Source organism: Gottfriedia sp. ABJ_BB2_2 (assembly GCF_055484705.1).
The window spans coordinates 714,914-732,026 of sequence record NZ_JBVFKR010000001.1 but is presented as its reverse complement, the minus strand read 5'-3'; the positions used below and the strand labels follow the sequence as shown (position 1 = coordinate 732,026).

General features: G+C 32.6%; 16 protein-coding genes and 1 pseudogene. 16 read left to right on the top strand and 1 reads right to left on the bottom strand.

Annotated features, from left to right (window positions below; all coding sequences use genetic code 11):
* Window positions 1-529: 529 nt before the first annotated feature.
* Window positions 530-3,118 (top strand): transglycosylase domain-containing protein, encoded by a 2,589-nt coding sequence (locus tag ACX6U0_RS03760; RefSeq protein ID WP_464958658.1) that lies wholly within the window; start codon window positions 530-532, stop codon window positions 3,116-3,118.
* Window positions 3,119-3,277: 159 nt separating this feature from the next.
* Here the strand turns inward: ACX6U0_RS03760 and ACX6U0_RS03755 are convergent, their stop codons facing one another.
* Complete coding sequence (locus tag ACX6U0_RS03755) at window positions 3,278-3,757, bottom strand: GyrI-like domain-containing protein (protein ID WP_464958873.1); 480 nt, start codon at window positions 3,755-3,757, stop codon at window positions 3,278-3,280.
* 410 nt (window positions 3,758-4,167) lie between these two features.
* On the opposite strand from ACX6U0_RS03755, the gene ACX6U0_RS03750 reads away from it, so the two are divergent.
* The 15 genes and pseudogenes from ACX6U0_RS03750 to ACX6U0_RS03680 all read left to right on the top strand — a co-directional run bounded on the left by ACX6U0_RS03750 (window position 4,168) and on the right by ACX6U0_RS03680 (window position 17,086).
* The gene (locus ACX6U0_RS03750; RefSeq protein WP_464958657.1) at window positions 4,168-5,085 is read left to right on the top strand and encodes an ATP phosphoribosyltransferase regulatory subunit; all 918 of its coding nucleotides are present in this window, start codon (window positions 4,168-4,170) and stop codon (window positions 5,083-5,085) included.
* Entirely contained in the window at window positions 5,082-5,729 is a 648-nt protein-coding gene (gene hisG / locus ACX6U0_RS03745; protein WP_464958656.1) for an ATP phosphoribosyltransferase, read from the top strand. The genes ACX6U0_RS03750 and hisG overlap by 4 nt, the downstream gene beginning before the upstream one ends.
* Window positions 5,707-6,990, top strand: a complete 1,284-nt coding sequence (hisD, locus tag ACX6U0_RS03740; RefSeq protein WP_464958655.1) for a histidinol dehydrogenase — start codon at window positions 5,707-5,709, stop codon at window positions 6,988-6,990. The genes hisG and hisD overlap by 23 nt, the downstream gene beginning before the upstream one ends.
* A gap of 2 nt (window positions 6,991-6,992) precedes the next feature.
* Window positions 6,993-7,571, top strand: a complete 579-nt coding sequence (hisB, locus tag ACX6U0_RS03735; RefSeq protein ID WP_464958654.1) for an imidazoleglycerol-phosphate dehydratase HisB — start codon at window positions 6,993-6,995, stop codon at window positions 7,569-7,571.
* A gap of 1 nt (window position 7,572) precedes the next feature.
* A complete protein-coding gene (gene hisH, locus ACX6U0_RS03730; protein WP_464958653.1) occupies window positions 7,573-8,196 on the top strand; it encodes an imidazole glycerol phosphate synthase subunit HisH in 624 nt (207 codons plus the stop codon).
* Window positions 8,174-8,905, top strand: a complete 732-nt coding sequence (gene hisA, locus ACX6U0_RS03725) for a 1-(5-phosphoribosyl)-5-[(5-phosphoribosylamino)methylideneamino]imidazole-4-carboxamide isomerase (RefSeq protein ID WP_464958652.1) — start codon at window positions 8,174-8,176, stop codon at window positions 8,903-8,905. Before hisH ends, hisA begins: the two co-directional genes overlap by 23 nt.
* On the top strand, window positions 8,875-9,633 hold the full coding sequence (hisF, locus tag ACX6U0_RS03720) for an imidazole glycerol phosphate synthase subunit HisF (RefSeq protein WP_464958651.1): 759 nt from the start codon (window positions 8,875-8,877) through the stop codon (window positions 9,631-9,633). Before hisA ends, hisF begins: the two co-directional genes overlap by 31 nt.
* Window positions 9,634-9,645: 12 nt before the next feature.
* Window positions 9,646-10,281, top strand: coding sequence for a bifunctional phosphoribosyl-AMP cyclohydrolase/phosphoribosyl-ATP diphosphatase HisIE (gene hisIE, locus ACX6U0_RS03715; protein WP_464958650.1), 636 nt, complete (start codon window positions 9,646-9,648; stop codon window positions 10,279-10,281).
* The gene (hisJ, locus tag ACX6U0_RS03710) at window positions 10,278-11,093 is read left to right on the top strand and encodes a histidinol-phosphatase HisJ (RefSeq protein WP_464958649.1); all 816 of its coding nucleotides are present in this window, start codon (window positions 10,278-10,280) and stop codon (window positions 11,091-11,093) included. The genes hisIE and hisJ overlap by 4 nt, the downstream gene beginning before the upstream one ends.
* Before the next feature lie 228 nt (window positions 11,094-11,321).
* Entirely contained in the window at window positions 11,322-12,287 is a 966-nt protein-coding gene (locus ACX6U0_RS03705; protein ID WP_464958648.1) for an acetamidase/formamidase family protein, read from the top strand.
* 111 nt (window positions 12,288-12,398) lie between these two features.
* Complete coding sequence (locus ACX6U0_RS03700; RefSeq protein WP_464958647.1) at window positions 12,399-13,190, top strand: arylamine N-acetyltransferase family protein; 792 nt, start codon at window positions 12,399-12,401, stop codon at window positions 13,188-13,190.
* A gap of 148 nt (window positions 13,191-13,338) precedes the next feature.
* Window positions 13,339-13,768 (top strand): annotated as a pseudogene (locus tag ACX6U0_RS03695) (GNAT family N-acetyltransferase).
* Window positions 13,769-13,818: 50 nt separating this feature from the next.
* Window positions 13,819-15,096 carry an MDR family MFS transporter gene (locus ACX6U0_RS03690; protein ID WP_464958646.1) on the top strand — a complete coding sequence of 426 codons (1,278 nt, stop codon included), beginning with the start codon at window positions 13,819-13,821 and terminating at the stop codon, window positions 15,094-15,096.
* Between the two features lie 200 nt (window positions 15,097-15,296).
* Window positions 15,297-15,752: a hypothetical protein gene (locus tag ACX6U0_RS03685; RefSeq protein WP_464958645.1), complete on the top strand. Its 456-nt coding sequence runs from the start codon at window positions 15,297-15,299 to the stop codon at window positions 15,750-15,752.
* Between the two features lie 401 nt (window positions 15,753-16,153).
* A complete protein-coding gene (locus ACX6U0_RS03680; protein ID WP_464958644.1) occupies window positions 16,154-17,086 on the top strand; it encodes an L-lactate dehydrogenase in 933 nt (310 codons plus the stop codon).
* Window positions 17,087-17,113: the final 27 nt, after the last annotated feature.

Here is a 17,113-nt window from a genome sequence, read left to right as displayed (position 1 = left end):
TCTTTATCTTGCATGTATCTTAGCAATTGTTGAGGGAATCATCGCTGTGATGATCATAAAAGATGGATTCGCATTTTTCTTCGGAATAAATGTAATCGGATATTATTTAATGATTAATAGTTTAATTGTTTTACTTTTGGCAATCATAGTGTCAATTGTTAAATTTTTTAAAAGACTAAATTAAGGAAATAATACACAATCAAGTGGGGCGGAGTTGCGATTGCAGCTCCTTTTCAACGTAAATTAGAGATAAAAAAAACATACATAACATAAAGACTTATAATATTCCAAATTATTACAAAAAAGGGTATTTTTCTATCTATGTAGTATTATTTATGATGGGAAAAAAATCCATTAGTATATTAGTAGAGTAAATCGTATTTTACGATATAAGAACTCACTAATAGAATATAAGGAGAAAAGATGGTGATTCGTGTTTTAGACAAAAAAATTTAAAAAAGCATTTTATAGAAAATAATATATAACTATGAAAATATTTTTTATAAGTTTTGAAAGGTAGGAAAATAAGATGGCAAAAGAGTATCGTTCACGAGAAGAACGTAAACGAATGGAAAAGCCTTCAAAAGGAACTCCTAAAAAACGAGAAGGAATATGGAAAAAAATAATCCTTATTATTTTGACATGTGGTTTAGTAGGTTTATTAGGTGCTGTCGGTACGTTTTACTACTTAATTAGTGATGCACCTAAATTAGATACAACAAAGCTTCAAGTTCCATTATCATCAACCATTTTAGATAAAGATGGAAATGTGATTGCAGAGTTAGGAAAAGAGCGTCGAACAAAGGTATCTTATAGTGAGATTCCTAAAGTTGTAGAAGATGCTTTTCTTGCGACAGAAGATATACGTTTTTATAAACATAAAGGTGTAGACACTCGCCGCGTCGTTGGAGCTGTTTTAGCAAACATAACTGGCGGATTTGGCTCCCAAGGTGGTAGTACGATTACGCAACAAGTCGTAAAAAATTCATTTTTATCACCGGAAAAAACGATCAAACGTAAGGTACAAGAATGGTATTTAGCTTTCCAATTAGAACAAAAGTACTCTAAGCATCAAATTCTAGAAATGTATTTAAACAAAGTTTATTTTTCAAACGGATTAAAAGGTCAAGGTGTATATGGAATTGCAAAAGCAAGTGAACGATATTTTAGTAAGGATTTATCAAAAATTACATTACCTGAGGCAGCAACTTTAGCAGGAATGGTACAAAGTCCAAATAATTTTAATCCTGCAAAGCATCCTAAGGCATCTGAAAATAGACGCAATATTGTACTTAGTCAAATGAAGAAATACGGATATATTACAGAGGAACAATTTAATCAAAATAAAGCAATTCCTATGGAGAAATTAATTAAAGTCCAAGAAGATGAAAGTGTAAAGTATCATTCATTTTTAGATGTAGTCATTGATGAAGTTGAAAAAAATGGTGATGCAAATGTTTATACAGATGGACTAATTATTGAAACGACCCTAGATCCAAAAGCTCAAGATAAGGCTGATGAAATCATTAATCGCGGAAAAGAATTTTATCCAAGTGATGAGTTTCAAACAGGATTTGTTTTAACTGATACAAAGACAGGGGAAATCAAGGCAGTAGGAGCTGGTAGAAATACAACATCAGGTGGATTAAACTTTGCGACAGATATTAAAAGACAGCCTGGGTCTACAATAAAACCTATTTTAGATTATGGACCAGCAATCCAAAATTTAAAATGGTCAACGAATCATCAAATTGTTGATGAACCTTATCAATATTCTGATGGAACTCCGATTAGAAACTCTGACAAAAATTACAAAGGAGAAATATCTATTCGTGAGGCTTTAACAAGATCTAGGAATATACCTGCCTTAAAAACAATTCAAGAGGTTGGATTAGATAAATCCCGTGAATTTGGTAATGGACTTGGCTTTAATTTTGAAAAAGATACATTTTATGAGTCTCATTCAATCGGTGGATTTACTGGTGTGTCCGCAATGGAAATGGCTGGTGCATACGCTACATTTGGAAATGGTGGAGTGTATATCAAACCACATGCAGTAACAAGAATTATTTATCAAGATAAAACAGAAAAAGTGTTAACCCCAGAACCAAAGCAGGCTATGAGTGATTACACAGCATATATGATTACAGATATGCTTAGAGATGTAGTTAAATCACCAAGTGGAACTGGTGGATTGGCAAATATTCCTGGGCTAGATATGGTCGGAAAAACGGGTACAACAAACTATCCTGAAGATGTAAAAGCTAAATATGGTTTTCCATCAAATGCTACACGAGATAGTTGGTTTGTTGGCTATACGCCAGATGTAACAGTTTCTGTTTGGACAGGCTATGAAAAAAATAAAAAAGAACATTATTTAGGTCAAAGTTCTGTAAAAATTGCAAAATATATTGCAAAAGATATGTTACAAGAAACAGCGAATTCATCTTCAAAGTTCCAACAGCCAGATTCAGTAGTTGAAATACGAGATGAATTGTTTATTAAAGGTGAAAAGATGGATGAGGTCCCAAAGGATGAATTATTGGAACCAGCACAAAAGGTTACTTCGAAATTTGATGAAGCAACAGGAACTATTTTATTGAATTGGCAATATCCAGTAGACTTACTACCTGCTACTACTTTTGAAGTAAGTTACGAAGCAAATAAAGTTCCAGGGAAAACGCAAAAAGTTCAAGGGACTTCAGCAAACATTTCAGGAATTGTTCCAGGGGATATCGTAAAAATTAAAATAATTGCAACAAGTGAAGACGGAAAGAGTAATCCTGTAACAATTACTGTAGATTTGACAACGTTTGAAGAACCAACTTCACCACCAGATGATGGCACCCAAACTGGGGATGACAATGGTAGTGGGGACGATGACGACATTGAAGATGATAACGATGGTAATGATAATGGGAATGGAACGGATGATGGAAATGAAGATGATAATGGTGATCCAATAACGCCAGAAACTACAGATCCAAATAATCCAACATTACCTACAAATCCAACGAAACCAACAAAGCCACAAGAAAATGGTGGGATAAAAAATCCAACTTCATTTTATTCAGATGCTCCATTTACTAATCGTTTTAATATACAAAAAATAGTTTGATTGTATCATAATGGTCTTTTTTGAATGACAAATATAAAAGGATAGAAATGCAGGTGTTATCTGCTATTCTATCCTTTTTTGTACATCTATTCCCTTATATAGTTGTCACGTTGATTTTCTTACATTTCGTTTATAGATAATACCTTTCTCTAAACTGAATTATTTTATTGAAATATATATATCAACTTGACTATTATTAGGGTCAATTGAACGATCGTCATATAACTCAAAGTCTGTTGAAAATGCTCTTTTATTCGTTTTGGACCATTCCCAAATATGTTGCCAAGCTTCGACGACCACTTCTTGAACGGGTCCCTTCCTAGTGGTAAATACAACATATTGACTTGGTTCGATTGAAAAGCTTGTCATTCCATTAGGAATCTGTTCAACATGATTTACTTCTGCTCCAATGGCAAAAGAATATGATCCATTTTCATCTGATTCATAATTTGTGTAGAGTGCTAGAATGGTAGAGTTCTTTTTACTATGAATTTGTTGCGCTAATTGATTTGAATAAAATTTTTCCCATTGTTTTGGGATTAAAGCTTTTTCACTCATTTCATTTTGGTTTGAAGTTGTTACAAAGTCTCCAATAAAATACATAAGTTCATTTTTTATTATTTTTTTTTCTGTTATAATTTTCATTACACTTCCTCCAATTGGAAAATTTAACCACTTAATGACTTCGTGATATTTACTTTGATTCCCTTTTATTTCAATTGATTTTTGTTTATTTACATCAGTTTTTGGGAAAACGTAATTTTTTTAATATTTCATAAAATAAAATATAAAGGATTGACAATTCGAACAGAATTCTTTAATATTTAAAAAAAATGATAACAAGAAGGAGACATAACTATGTTTTTCGCACGCACGATAAATGGGTTACAACATCATCATCCACCCAGGGTTTGAATCTATGGACAAAAATTGACCGTAGATACAAGCCCTCTTCGTGTTACGAAAAAGGTGCTTGTGTCGTGCCAAAAGGCCATGCAGGCATTAACCTGTATGGCCTTTTTATTTTTCAAAAAAGGGGTAGTGAGAAAGTGAATGGAAAATTATTGCAGGCTTTGAAAAGCTATGACTATAAGCGGAAAATGGAAGATTATGTTATAGCACGTGGATATATACCTTTCGAACCACAGTTATTCGAGGAATTTGAACATTTTGCAATTCAAAATCCGCGACTACCTCGTGAAGAACTAGTCGTTTTACTTTCAGGCAAACAACAAATTCTTTTATTAAGACCAGATATAACGAGTGCATTGATGAAGGAAATATATCCGATTGCCTTAAAAGAAGAAAAATGTAAGATTTTTTATCAATCTATTATTTATCGGAATAATGAAGAAGGCATCAGGGAAACCAATCAATTTGGTATAGAGAATTTTGGTGAAATAAATGACTCTACCGAAATTGAAATCATTGTAATGGCGATTGATCTATTAAGTAAAATGCCATTTATTTTAGAAATAGGTCATACAGGGTTTTTAGAAGGATTATTTAATGAATGTGATTTACTACAAGAACAAAAAAACTTAGTCAAACGACTAATTTACTTGAAAAATGCTGATGAATTAAAAATATGGACTCAGAAAAATAATCTACCAAAAGAAGTAAAACGTGTTCTAAACGAATTATTTAATTTACAAGGAAAGGGGAAAGAAATAAGTTCATTGCTAACCAGTTGTATTTTAAACAAGCAAATGGATGAAGCAGTAGATAAGATTTTACGATTACAAGAAATAAGTCCAAATATACATGTTGATTTTTCGATGATTAACGAGCTTGATTATTACGATGGAATTATTTTTAAAGGATATTACGATCGACTAAATAAAGAGGTTTTAAGGGGCGGTCGCTACAAAGTAGTTTCTGAAGATTCGGAAAAAATAATGGATGCGATTGGATTCTCGATTGATACGAATGCTTGGATAGAATGTCAGGAGGTGGCATACAAATGAAATGGCTCATCATTGCGGTCGCAAAAGGAAGATTGGAAGACGAAGTGAAAAAGATTCTGAATCAAGCTGGGCTTGGTGAAGTAATTGATTCAGATTCAAGAAAATTAATTTTTGAGGATAACATTAATCGAATCAGATACTTGGTTGTTAAGCCGGTTGATGTAGCTACATACGTAGAAAGTGGTGTTGCTGATTTAGGCTTCGTTGGAAAGGATGTTTTATTAGAACAAGAAAAAGACGTTTATGAATTGATGGATTTAGAATTTGGTAAATGTATATTTGCTGTAGCAGGTTTTCCAAACACTTTGATTGATAAAGGAGAAGAACCATTAAGAATTGCTACAAAATATCCAAATATCACAACAAATTATTTTCAAGATCGTCAAAAAATTGAATTAATCTATTTAAATGGTTCTGTTGAACTTGCACCAATCGTCGGACTATCTGACGTCATTGTGGATTTAGTTGAAACAGGTAGTACATTAAAAGCAAATGGTTTAGTCATCTTAGAGGAAATGATGTCAATCAGTGCTAGAGTCATCTCAAATCGTGTTAGTTATCGGTTTCAACATGATCGAATACAGCAATTTTTAGAAGAAGTGAAGAAAGGGAAGATGGTGTATGCTGGAAATTCTATCGATTGAACAAAAGAACGAAAAGCTTGATCAAATTCTACATAGAACGGTTCTTCCAACCGGTCAGGTTGAAAAAAGAGTTGAAGAGATTCTTTTAGATGTAAAAGAAAACGGAGATGGTGCAATTCGTAAATATTCTTTCATGTATGATGAAGTAACTTTAGAAACATTTGAAGTATCAGAGGAAGAAATAGCACAAGCAATGAACGAGGTAAATGATGAATTATTGGAAGCACTTTTTGCTGCAAAGGAAAATATTGAACAATACCACAAAAAACAACTACAACCTGGTTACAAAATTGAAAATAAAATATCATCTATTCAACAAATCGTTAATCCAATTGAAAAAGTAGGAATTTATATCCCAGGAGGTAAGGCAGCATACCCTTCTACCGTTTTAATGAACGCAATTCCTGCTAAGATTGCTGGAGTAAATGAAATCGTCATTGTAACGCCCCCTAATAAAGAAGGGAAAGTTAAAAGCTCAATTTTAGTTGCTGCCAAATTAGCTGGGGTCTCAAAAGTATTAAAAATAGGTGGTGCTCATGCAATTGGTGCGTTAGCTTTTGGTACTGAAACGGTCCAAAAAGTCGATAAAATTGTCGGTCCTGGAAACTTATATGTAGCTTTGGCTAAGAAAAGTGTGTCAGGAATTGTTGGTATTGATATGGTTGCTGGTCCTACTGAAGTGGTTATTTTAGCAGATGAACATGCAAATCCAAGATTTATCGCCGCAGATTTAATGGCACAAGCTGAACATGATGAAATGGCATCTAGCATTGTGATTACAACCTCGAATAAGTTAGCCGAGAAAATTCAACAAGCATCAAATGACTTAATAGATGAGCAACCACGAAAAGAGATCATTCAAAAAGCCTTTCAAAACTATGGAGCGATTATAAAGGTCAATTCTATCGAAGAAGGGATCGAGCTTGTAAATAAAATTGCACCAGAGCATGTAGAAATTTTGCTTAAGAATTCAGATGAATATGTGACAAAGATTAAAAATGCTGGGGCAATTTTTGTTGGAGAGTATACACCAGAACCAGTAGGTGATTATTATGCGGGAACGAACCATACATTACCTACTAGTGGGACAGCTAGATTTACATCTCCATTGTCCGTTAATGACTTCCAAAAGAAAACATCAGTTGTTTATTACACAAAGGAAGCACTAAAAGCTGCAAGAAATCACATTGAGACAATTGCAAATGAAGAAGGATTATATGGACATAAAAAAGCAATCAGTATCCGTTTTGAGGAGGAATGAAATTGAGAATAGCTAATATTTCAAGGCAAACAAAAGAGACAAATATTTATTTGAAATTAAATTTAGACGGAGACGGAAATAGCAATATTTTTACTGGAATTGGTTTTTTAGATCATATGCTGACGTTATTTTGCTTTCACAGCGGAGTTGATATGGAACTTAATTGTGTTGGAGACTTAGACGTCGATGATCACCATACTACTGAAGATGTAGGAATTGCAATTGGGAAAGCATTATTGGAGTCCCTTGGAGAGAAAATTGGTATTAATCGTTATGGATCAAGCTATATTCCAATGGATGAAACTTTAGCAAGAGTTGTTATTGATTTCAGTGGTAGGCCATATCTTGTTTACAATGCCCGAATAGAGCGAGAGAGGGTTGGTACGATGGATACTCAAAATATAAAAGAATTTTTTAAAGCACTAAGCTCAGAAGCTAGAATGAATTGCCATATGGAAGTTTTATATGGAGAAAACGACCACCATAAAATTGAGGCTTTATTTAAAGCGTTTGGAAGAGCGGTCAAACAGGCGATTGAGGTCAATTCTACTAAATTACCTTCAACGAAAGGACTTCTATAAAATGAATATTATTATTGATTATGGTGTCGGAAATTTAGATTCACTAAAAAGAGCATGTGAAGAACTAGATTTTGATGTTGTTGTTAGTAATAAAGTTGAGGATATTATGAATGCAACTTCTATTATTCTACCTGGAGTAGGTGCATATGAAGCAGCTATGAATGAATTAACGAAACTGAACTTAGTAGACACGATTATTGAAAAAACTAAAAATGGCATTCCAATTTTAGGAATCTGTCTTGGAATGCAATTATTATATGAATTTAGTGATGAAAATGGAGGCTGTGAAGGACTAGGTTTACTAAAAGGTACAGTTAAACAAATTCCTAATTCCGTGAAGGTTCCTCATATGGGATGGAATCAACTATTTTTTTATAAAAATGTAAATCTATTGAAATACGTTCATGAAAAAGAGTATGTATACTTTGTCCACTCATATTATGTGGATTCTACAAATGAAGAAGTAGTAGCTTTTAGTGAATATGGTGTCAAGATACCAGCAATTGTAAATCAAAATAATATTGTAGGTATGCAATTTCATCCAGAAAAAAGTAGTGAGACGGGGTTAAAGCTATTAAAAGCATTTAAGGAGCTGTGTTTATATGATTCTATTTCCAGCAATTGATTTGAAGGATGGTAAATGTGTACGTTTAGAACAAGGCGATTTTTCAAAACAAGAGATTTATAGTCGTTCACCTTTAGAAATTGCATTGGCATTTGAAAAAGTTGGAGCAAAGGTACTGCATATTGTTGACCTAGATGGAGCGAGAACTGGAGAAAGGTTAAATGCATCAATCGTTAGAGAAATAGTAGAGAAAACGAACTTAAACATTCAATTAGGTGGCGGTATTCGTTCCTTAGATTCAATTTCATTTTGGTTAGAGCTTGGAATTAATAATGTGATATTAGGTACGATTGCAATTGAAAATATTAACATAGTAAAAGAAGCAGTAGAACGCTACGGGGATCGAATCATTGTCGGAGTTGATGCGTTGGACTCATTTGTTGCAACCAATGGTTGGGAAAAAGCTACGGCTCAAAATAGTTTTGAATTCTGTAAAAAACTTGAAAAATTAGGAGTGAAATCAGTCGTTTATACTGATATCGCAAAAGACGGCATGCTTAGTGGACCAAATATAGACGCATATAAAAAGCTGTCTAATGAAACGAATTTACAGATTATTGCCTCAGGAGGAGTGAGCTCGATTCAGGATTTACTTTCACTTCAAAAACTGAATCTATATGGAGCAATTTCAGGAAAGGCATTATACGAGAAGAAGTTTTCTTTAGAGGAGGCGCTAACATGCTTGCAAGAAGAATCATACCTTGCTTAGATGTTCGAAATGGGCGAGTTGTAAAGGGGAAACAATTTTCAAGCATTCAGGATGTTGACTCGCCTACAAAACTAGGAAAGTTTTATAGCAATCACGGAGCGGATGAACTTGTTTTTTACGATATTACTGCTTCGAATGAAGAGAGAAATATTTCACTTCAATTTGTTTCAGATGTAGCAAAAGAATTGAGAATTCCGTTTTGTGTTGGTGGTGGCGTTAGAACGATTGATGATTTTACAATGCTTTTAAGAAATGGTGCAGACAAAGTGTCTATTAATTCTTCGGCAGTATTGAATCCAAACTTAATTAAGGAAGCATCTGAACGGTTTGGATCACAATGCGTCGTTCTATCAATTGACGCCAAAAAAAATGATGCTGGCGTATATAAGGTTTATATAAATGGTGGTCGAAAAGAGACTGATTTAGAAGTAGTTGACTGGGCAAAACGAGGAGTTGAACTTGGTGCAGGTGAAATTGTTATCAATAGTATCAATGAAGATGGAATGAAATCTGGCTATGATATAGAGCTATTGAAAAAAATAACAAGTACAGTCAATATTCCCGTCATAGCATCTGGTGGAGCGGGGAAACTTGACGATTTTTATGAAGCAATTGATGAAGCAAATGTAGATGGTGTTTTAGCAGCTTCAGTATTTCATTTTGGTGAGATTCAAATAAGTGATCTAAAACAGTATTTAAGTAAGAAAGGAATTTCCATTCGAAAATAGGAGGAGTATGAGATGTTTCAGATTGAGAATATTCAATTTAATGAAAAAGGATTAGTTCCGGCGATTGTCCAAGATGTGATAACAAAAGACGTATTAATGCTTGCATATATGAATGAAGAATCGATTCAACAAACATTACATACAGGATATGCAACATATTATAGTAGAAGTCGTCAAAAACTTTGGGTAAAAGGTGAAACATCTGGAAATCGCCAAGCAGTAAAATCTATCTCCTATGATTGTGATCAGGACACTATTTTAATTCAAGTAGAGCAAAATGGAGTAGCATGTCATACGGGAAACTGGAGCTGCTTTCATGAACAGTTTGAATTAAGAACTAGTGATGAGAAATACAATGTAAATATATTAAATGAACTATATCAAACAATTGTTAATCGTAAATCAAATCCTGTTGAAGGCTCCTATACTACATACTTGTTTGATCAAGGTATTGATAAGATTTTGAAAAAAGTAGGAGAAGAATCAAGTGAAGTAATCATAGGGGCAAAAAACGATGATACAAATGAACTTGTGTATGAAATAAGTGATTTAGTTTATCACGTAATGGTACTAATGGTTGAAAAAGGTGTGAAGCTTGAAGAAATTAAAGAAGCTTTAGAAAATAGAAGAGAGAAGGTTCGCTCTTGAAGATTGATGGTCATACACATACCCACTATTGTCCACATGGAAGTGGAGATTATGTTGAGTTAATGATTCAAAGAGCAATAGAATTAGGTTTTGACGAATATCATATCACCGAACACTCTCCAATTCCTTCGTCATTAAAAAGACGTTTGCAACCATTGGAAGTAATTGATTCTTTAGCAATGAATGAGGGAGAAGTAGACGATTATATAAAAGAAATGATTGACTTAAAAAGAAAATATAAAGATAGAATAAGAGTAAAAGTCGGTTTTGAATTAGATTATTTACCAATGGACACAGAGTGGACAAAACATTTTTTGAATGAATATGGATCATACTGTGATACTGGTATATTATCCGTGCACTTTTTAGAAGGTCAAAATGGATGGCGTTGTATTGACTATCAGGCAGAGGATACGCTAGATGGACTAGTAAACTACTATGGAAGCACTGAAGATTTCCAGTTAGCTTATTACGAAATTGTAAAACAATCTATACTAGTAGATTTAGGTCAATATAAACCAAAACGCATTGGACATGTGACTTTATGTAATAAATTTAAACAATTTCTTGAGTGGGAAGAAACGATAAATGTAAAACATAATCAAATCGATCTCTTACAACTAATCAAACAAGAGCGTTATGAACTTGATGCAAATACTGCTGGATTATTTAAGCCATATTGTAGGGAAACGTATCCTCCAATTGATTTAATCGAATATGCAAGACAATTACGAATCCCCCTTGTATACGGTTCGGATTCTCATAGTGTGGAGGATGTTGGTAGGGGTTATAAAACAGTTAATCTAGTGTAATGATTTGAACAGACGACTCTAGAATGGTCGCCTGTTTTTTTTACATTCTTGCTTACATTATTATGAAATTTCGTTTGTAGAAAATATACTGCATGTTTAATAAATTTACAAACGCAATTAGAACATACAGAGCAAACAAGGAAAAAAATCATAAAATGCCGAAATAATATTATAGAAGGAATTTTAATCTATAATATAAATCTGTAAATTTGAAAGAAGGATTATAGCATGCCAGAAACATATAAAATGAAAATTTCCAATCAACATTTACATGCATCTTTTAGTAAAGAATACGAGCCAATCCTGACAATTAATTCTGGAGATTCTATTGAATTTAATACGATTGATATAGGTTGGGGATTAAATAAAAAAAACGGAGAGCGAGTTAGTTATCAATCACGAGAACAAGAAGAAGCTTGGGGACATCCAATGGTTGGGCCTGTTTATATTAAAGATGCAAAACCCGGAATGACGCTAGAAATAAAAATAAATAAAATAAAACCAAGCTGGTACGGATGGAATTGTGCTGGAGGTAAAATAAACTGGCAGAATAATATGTTAAATATAGCTGAGTCACCTGAAGTAACACTAAATTGGATACTTAATGAAGAAAACAAAACAGCAAAAACGCATATAAAAGATCAAGAATTTACTGTACCACTTAATCCATTTTTAGGTTTATTGAGTACATCTCCATGTGAGTCCGGTGTTCATTCAACAATCCCCCCTAGATATTGTGGAGGAAATATTGATTGTAAGGAATTAGTTGAGGGAAGCACAATTTATCTTCCTATTACTGTTGAAGGTGCACTATTTTCGGCTGGAGATGGTCATGCTGCACAAGGAGATGGTGAAGTATCTGGTCAAGCAATAGAATCACCGTTTGATCAAGTAAATCTTACACTTACAGTTATAGAAGATTTGCAATTGAAAAACCCTCTCGCTAACACACCATCAGGGTGGATTACTTTTGGATTTGATGAGGATTTAAACATTGCAACGGCGACGGCATTAGAAGGAATGGTTGAGTTAATTCAAAGGATTTATCATATAGAAAAAACGGAGGCAGTTGCATTAGCAAGTGTGTGTGTTGACCTAAAAATAACCCAAATTGTCAATCAAGTAAAAGGTGTTCACGCAATTTTACCTCATAATCAACTACTTTCATCGGCTACAAACAAAAGTAATGGATAGAAAAAGTGCGTTTCTGGCTTGAGCAGGAGCGCACTTTTCTATCCAAAGTATAATAAGATACAATGTAGAATCGAAGAGACAATTTATCATTTCATAATGGAGGCAATAGATTTGAGTCAATTAAATACATTATTTCGTAAAAGGATTGATTTGAATGAGAGTAGCAACATTTCATTCGAAGACTTAGAAGATATTTTGATGAAAACTGCATATAGCATACCATTTGAAAATATATGCATTATTAATAATAATACAAGTGAGATAACAAAGGATAGCTTGATTCAAAAAATATTATTAAATAATGAAGGTGGACTTTGTTATGAATTAAATACCATTTTGTACTTATTTCTACTTGAAAATGGTTTTAATGTGAATCTTGTAAGTGGAGTAGTTTATGATCCCATCAATTCTGTTTACCAAAGTATGGGAAGAACACATGTTACGATTCTTTTATCACACGAAGATCAAACTTATTTAGTTGATACCGGATTTGGAGCAAATTTACCTATAAAGCCAGTACCATTAAATGGAGAAATAGTCATTTCTAATAATGGAGAGTTTCGTATAAAAAAAGAAAATACTGCATTTGGTGACTATATATTGGAAATGAAATTAAAACATAAAGATCCAGACTGGAGAATTGGATATGCTTTTGATTCGAAGAGAATGATTAATGATATGTCAGATCTAAATGAGATACAAACGATTATCAAAAATCACGAGAAGTCTCCATTTAATAAGAAGCCTTTAATCACTAAGCTGACAAAGGAAGGCAATGTGACATTAACAAATCATTCATTTTCCCAATGGAAAAATGGCTCAATTTTGAAAGAAGAGATTGAAAATGAAAAATTTGAAGAGTTATTGCATAAAATTTTTCATGATAAAGGAGAAGTTTTTTGAGGAACAAGGGTTGCATTGGCAACCTTTTTTAATTCTGCTTTAAAATGGCAATTAAAAAAATACAATTTATTTCATTCATATTAGGTTGGCAATTTTCTTAATAACTGTTATTATAATTAAGCGAAAAATTAGAAATGGGGGAATTTTCATGCAAATTATACAGCAATCAAATCAAGAAGATACTGACTATATTAGACAGAAAGTAATTGAATATAATATTTCTACTCCCAGAAAAACTAGTGAAGCCAGTTGAAAAAGTAAGTTTCATTTTAAAAGATCATAATGAAACGATACTAGGAGGTATATCTGGTACGATTAAATATAATCATTTACATGTTGATTTTTTATGGGTAGATGAATCACAACGTGGCACAGGTTTTGGAAGTAACCTATTACATAAAATTGAAGAGCTTGCAAAAGTGAAAAAATGTCAGTTAATTGTGCTAGATTCTTTTAGTTTTCAAGCACCGGAATTTTACAAAAAACATGGATATAAAGAATTCGGCGTTTTAAATGACTATCCGGAAGGATTTAGCCAGCATTTTTTTGAAAAGAGACTAGCAGACGAATCATTGTAAGTATCTGTGTCAGTTTAATAATTTAATAGAGAAACGAAGGTAGAATAATAATGGAATTACTAAAATTTCACAAAAACATTAAGATTCGACTACTCGAATCGTTTTTAAGTTCAGCAATAGGCAGTATGATTTTTCCCTTTATGGCCATTTACTTATCTAAACATTTTGGTGTGAAATTAGCTGGTTTACTTTTACTAGTAAATGTATTTATTGGGATCGCAATGAACTTTTTCGGAGGTTATTTTTCAGATCAATTCGGTCGAAAAAAAACAATGGTCTTTGCAGAAACTTTAAGATTATTTGCTTTCATAGCAATGATGTTCTGTAATTCTCCTTGGTTTTTTTCTCCGATTATTACATTTTTCATGATGACGATTAATAGTATTTGTTGGGGATTAGCAGGGCCTGCAAATCAAGCTATGCTAATTGATGTTAGTAAACCCGAAGAACGAAAACTGATGTATTCTATTATGTATTGGTCAAATAATTTATCTATTGCAATTGGTGGAATAATGGGTGGTTTTTTATTCAAAACGTATTTATTTGAACTTTTATTAGCTCTTTCAATTGCCTCATTCATTACGTGGTTTTTAATTACATTTTTCGTTGATGAGAGTATGAAAACGCAGCAATCAGAGATGAAAACAATTAGACTACATGTGAATAAAATGCTTTCGAATTATCGGGATGTATTCCAAGATAGGCTCTTTATTCTTTATGTTTTAGCTGGTTTACTAGTCCTTTCAATGGAATTTCAATTAACAAATTATATTAGTATTCGAATTACAAATGAATTCCAAACTCAGCAATTGATGAATTGGCATTTTGGAGGGATCGAAATGATTGGATTCCTACGAACTGAAAATACAATTCTCGTAGTGATTATGGCATTATTTGCTACAAAAATTGTAAAGAAAATGAATGATCAGCAAACACTTATCTGGAGCTGCGTAGTATTTGTATTTGGTTACGCAATTATCTCGTATAGTAATTCAATTTGGTTATTATTTGCTGCGATGTTTGTAGCAACAGTAGCAGAAGTATTACGTGTCCCTGTGCAACAAAATTATATGGCGCACTTACCTTTAGAAGAAACAAGAAGTTCATATATGGCTGTTGCTGGTTTAACCTTTAATTTAGCAATGTTAATCTGTTCGATTACAGTTGCAATCAGTGCCTTTTTATCAAGTATTGCAACATCGGTCTTTTTAACAAGTTTAGGGGTTATTGGTATCATTATTTTTGTTCGAATCATCCCAGCATTAGAGCGACGTGTAAATGGAGAAACAATATATGTTCCAAGTAAGTCAGTCGAGAACAATGCGTAATATGATAATTTGAAGTTTAATGTTTCAGAGTTGCTATAGGCAACTCTTTTTTTTGAATGTTTTTAAAGGGAAAAGTACGGAGAGTTGAAATTGGAAAGTAGGTTAACTGAGTATTTGTCGTATTTTAGGAGGGGAAAAAATCTAAAAAAATCATTTTAACGTGACTTAAATATGTTAAAATATGGAAAAAGGTTAAAGGTGTGAGGGGATTGAAAGAATTGAGATACATAACAATTAATTCACTATTACTGCTGGCAATTGTACCACTTTCTTTAGTTGGTTATTATTTTGCAGTGTACAATGAATCTTTATTTTTTATTTATGAATGGGTCCTTTCAATAATTGTAGTTGGTATTTTCATCTTATCAATTATAGGGATTGTAAAAATTCAGAGTAAATTAAAATGGATTTCAATCTCGATTCTTGCGTTTATGATTCAATTTTCAGTTCTTAGTTTATTTTTAGGACCTTTTACAAAATATCCTTTATTTACACTGTATTATTTGATTGCTGCGATTGCTTTTGTTCTATTTATTTTAGCAATTAGAAAAGTTGACAAATTTAGATACATCCCAATAATTTTTACGGTTTTATCAATTATATTAACGCTTTATATGATATTGCTAAATAATTTATGGGGTAAAGATTTAAGCTAATTGGCATAAAGTTCTTTATGAATGAAAAGCTACTCTTGTAGCTTTATTTTTTTTGTTGATCATTTTATTGCAAAATGTGTAAGAGAAATAATAAATAGAATGATTAATCTTTCTAACTTAAGTACAATAGTTGAAACATAAATCGAGATTTTGAAGCGGATAGTCTAAATTGAGTATTGAATTACATTTTTTTCCATATTTTACAATATTTAAAGATTGTATAAGGAGTAATTAAGGAATACAATCAAGTTGTGAAAAGTTTCACATACTAAAGTCGACAGGGTATATCATTTGCAAATTTTTTTAGTTGTTTATGTGAAAATAATCACAAAGTTTAGAAAGGCATTTAAAAAAGTCTTATGTGGAATTTTTAACAAATAATTAGATAGGAGACAAACAACATGAAGATAACACTAGGCAATAAAGTAGTTTTAATTGGAACAGGTGCAGTGGGATCTAGTTATGCTTATGCTCTTATGAATCAGGGAATATGTGATGAATTAGTTTTAGTAGATTTAAATGAAGAAAAGGCTAAAGGTGATGTGATGGATTTGGACCATGGTATCGTTTATGCACCAAGTCCAATTAATATAAAATTTGGTTCATATGAGGAATGTGAGGATGCTGCAATTGTTGTGATTTGTGCCGGTGCTGCACAAAAGCCTGGTGAAACTAGATTAGACCTAGTTAGTAAGAATGTAAAAATATTTGAAGTAGTCGTAGAGAAAATCATGGATTCTGGATTTAATGGAATCTTATTAGTAGCAACAAACCCAGTCGATATTTTATCTTATGCAACTTGGAAATTCTCTGGTCTTCCTAAAGAAAGGGTAATAGGTTCTGGAACAGTTTTAGATTCAGCAAGATTTCGTTATCTTTTAGGTAAAGAATTTGATACTGCGCCTAGTAGTGTACATGGTTATATTATCGGTGAACATGGCGATTCTCAAGTGCCAGTTTGGAGTTTAGCAAATATCTCAGGTACAATGTTAGCTCCACAATTATCAGACGATCGAAAAATAGAGTTAGCAATTCAAGTAAGAGATGCTGCTTACAAAATCATCGAGTCAAAAGGTGCAACCTATTATGGAATTGCAATGGGATTAGCAAGAATTACTAAGGCAATATTGAAGAATGAAAATGTAGTGTTACCTGTAGGTGCACTGTTAGATGGTGAATATGGTCAAAAAGATGTTTATATTGGCGTACCTTCTGTCATAGACCGAAGAGGTATAAGAAATATAGTAGAACTTTCTTTAGATACAAGTGAATATGAAAAGCTCTTCAAGTCAATAAAAACACTTAAAGATATTCAAACACAAATATGGAAATAATTAAAATCAAAAATCACAAATTGTTAT

Bases quoted from the DNA above. Each gene is read 5' to 3' on its own strand.
- ACX6U0_RS03760 (WP_464958658.1), top strand. From the start codon at position 530: ATGGCAAAAGAGTATCGTTCACGAGAAGAACGTAAACGAATGGAAAAG.
- ACX6U0_RS03705 (WP_464958648.1), top strand. From the start codon at position 11,322: ATGCCAGAAACATATAAAATGAAAATTTCCAATCAACATTTACATGCA.
- hisG (WP_464958656.1), top strand. From the start codon at position 5,082: ATGAAATGGCTCATCATTGCGGTCGCAAAAGGAAGATTGGAAGACGAA.
- hisF (WP_464958651.1), top strand. From the start codon at position 8,875: ATGCTTGCAAGAAGAATCATACCTTGCTTAGATGTTCGAAATGGGCGA.
- hisIE (WP_464958650.1), top strand. From the start codon at position 9,646: ATGTTTCAGATTGAGAATATTCAATTTAATGAAAAAGGATTAGTTCCG.
- ACX6U0_RS03690 (WP_464958646.1), top strand. From the start codon at position 13,819: ATGGAATTACTAAAATTTCACAAAAACATTAAGATTCGACTACTCGAA.
- hisA (WP_464958652.1), top strand. From the start codon at position 8,174: ATGATTCTATTTCCAGCAATTGATTTGAAGGATGGTAAATGTGTACGT.
- ACX6U0_RS03680 (WP_464958644.1), top strand. From the start codon at position 16,154: ATGAAGATAACACTAGGCAATAAAGTAGTTTTAATTGGAACAGGTGCA.
- hisH (WP_464958653.1), top strand. From the start codon at position 7,573: ATGAATATTATTATTGATTATGGTGTCGGAAATTTAGATTCACTAAAA.
- hisD (WP_464958655.1), top strand. From the start codon at position 5,707: ATGCTGGAAATTCTATCGATTGAACAAAAGAACGAAAAGCTTGATCAA.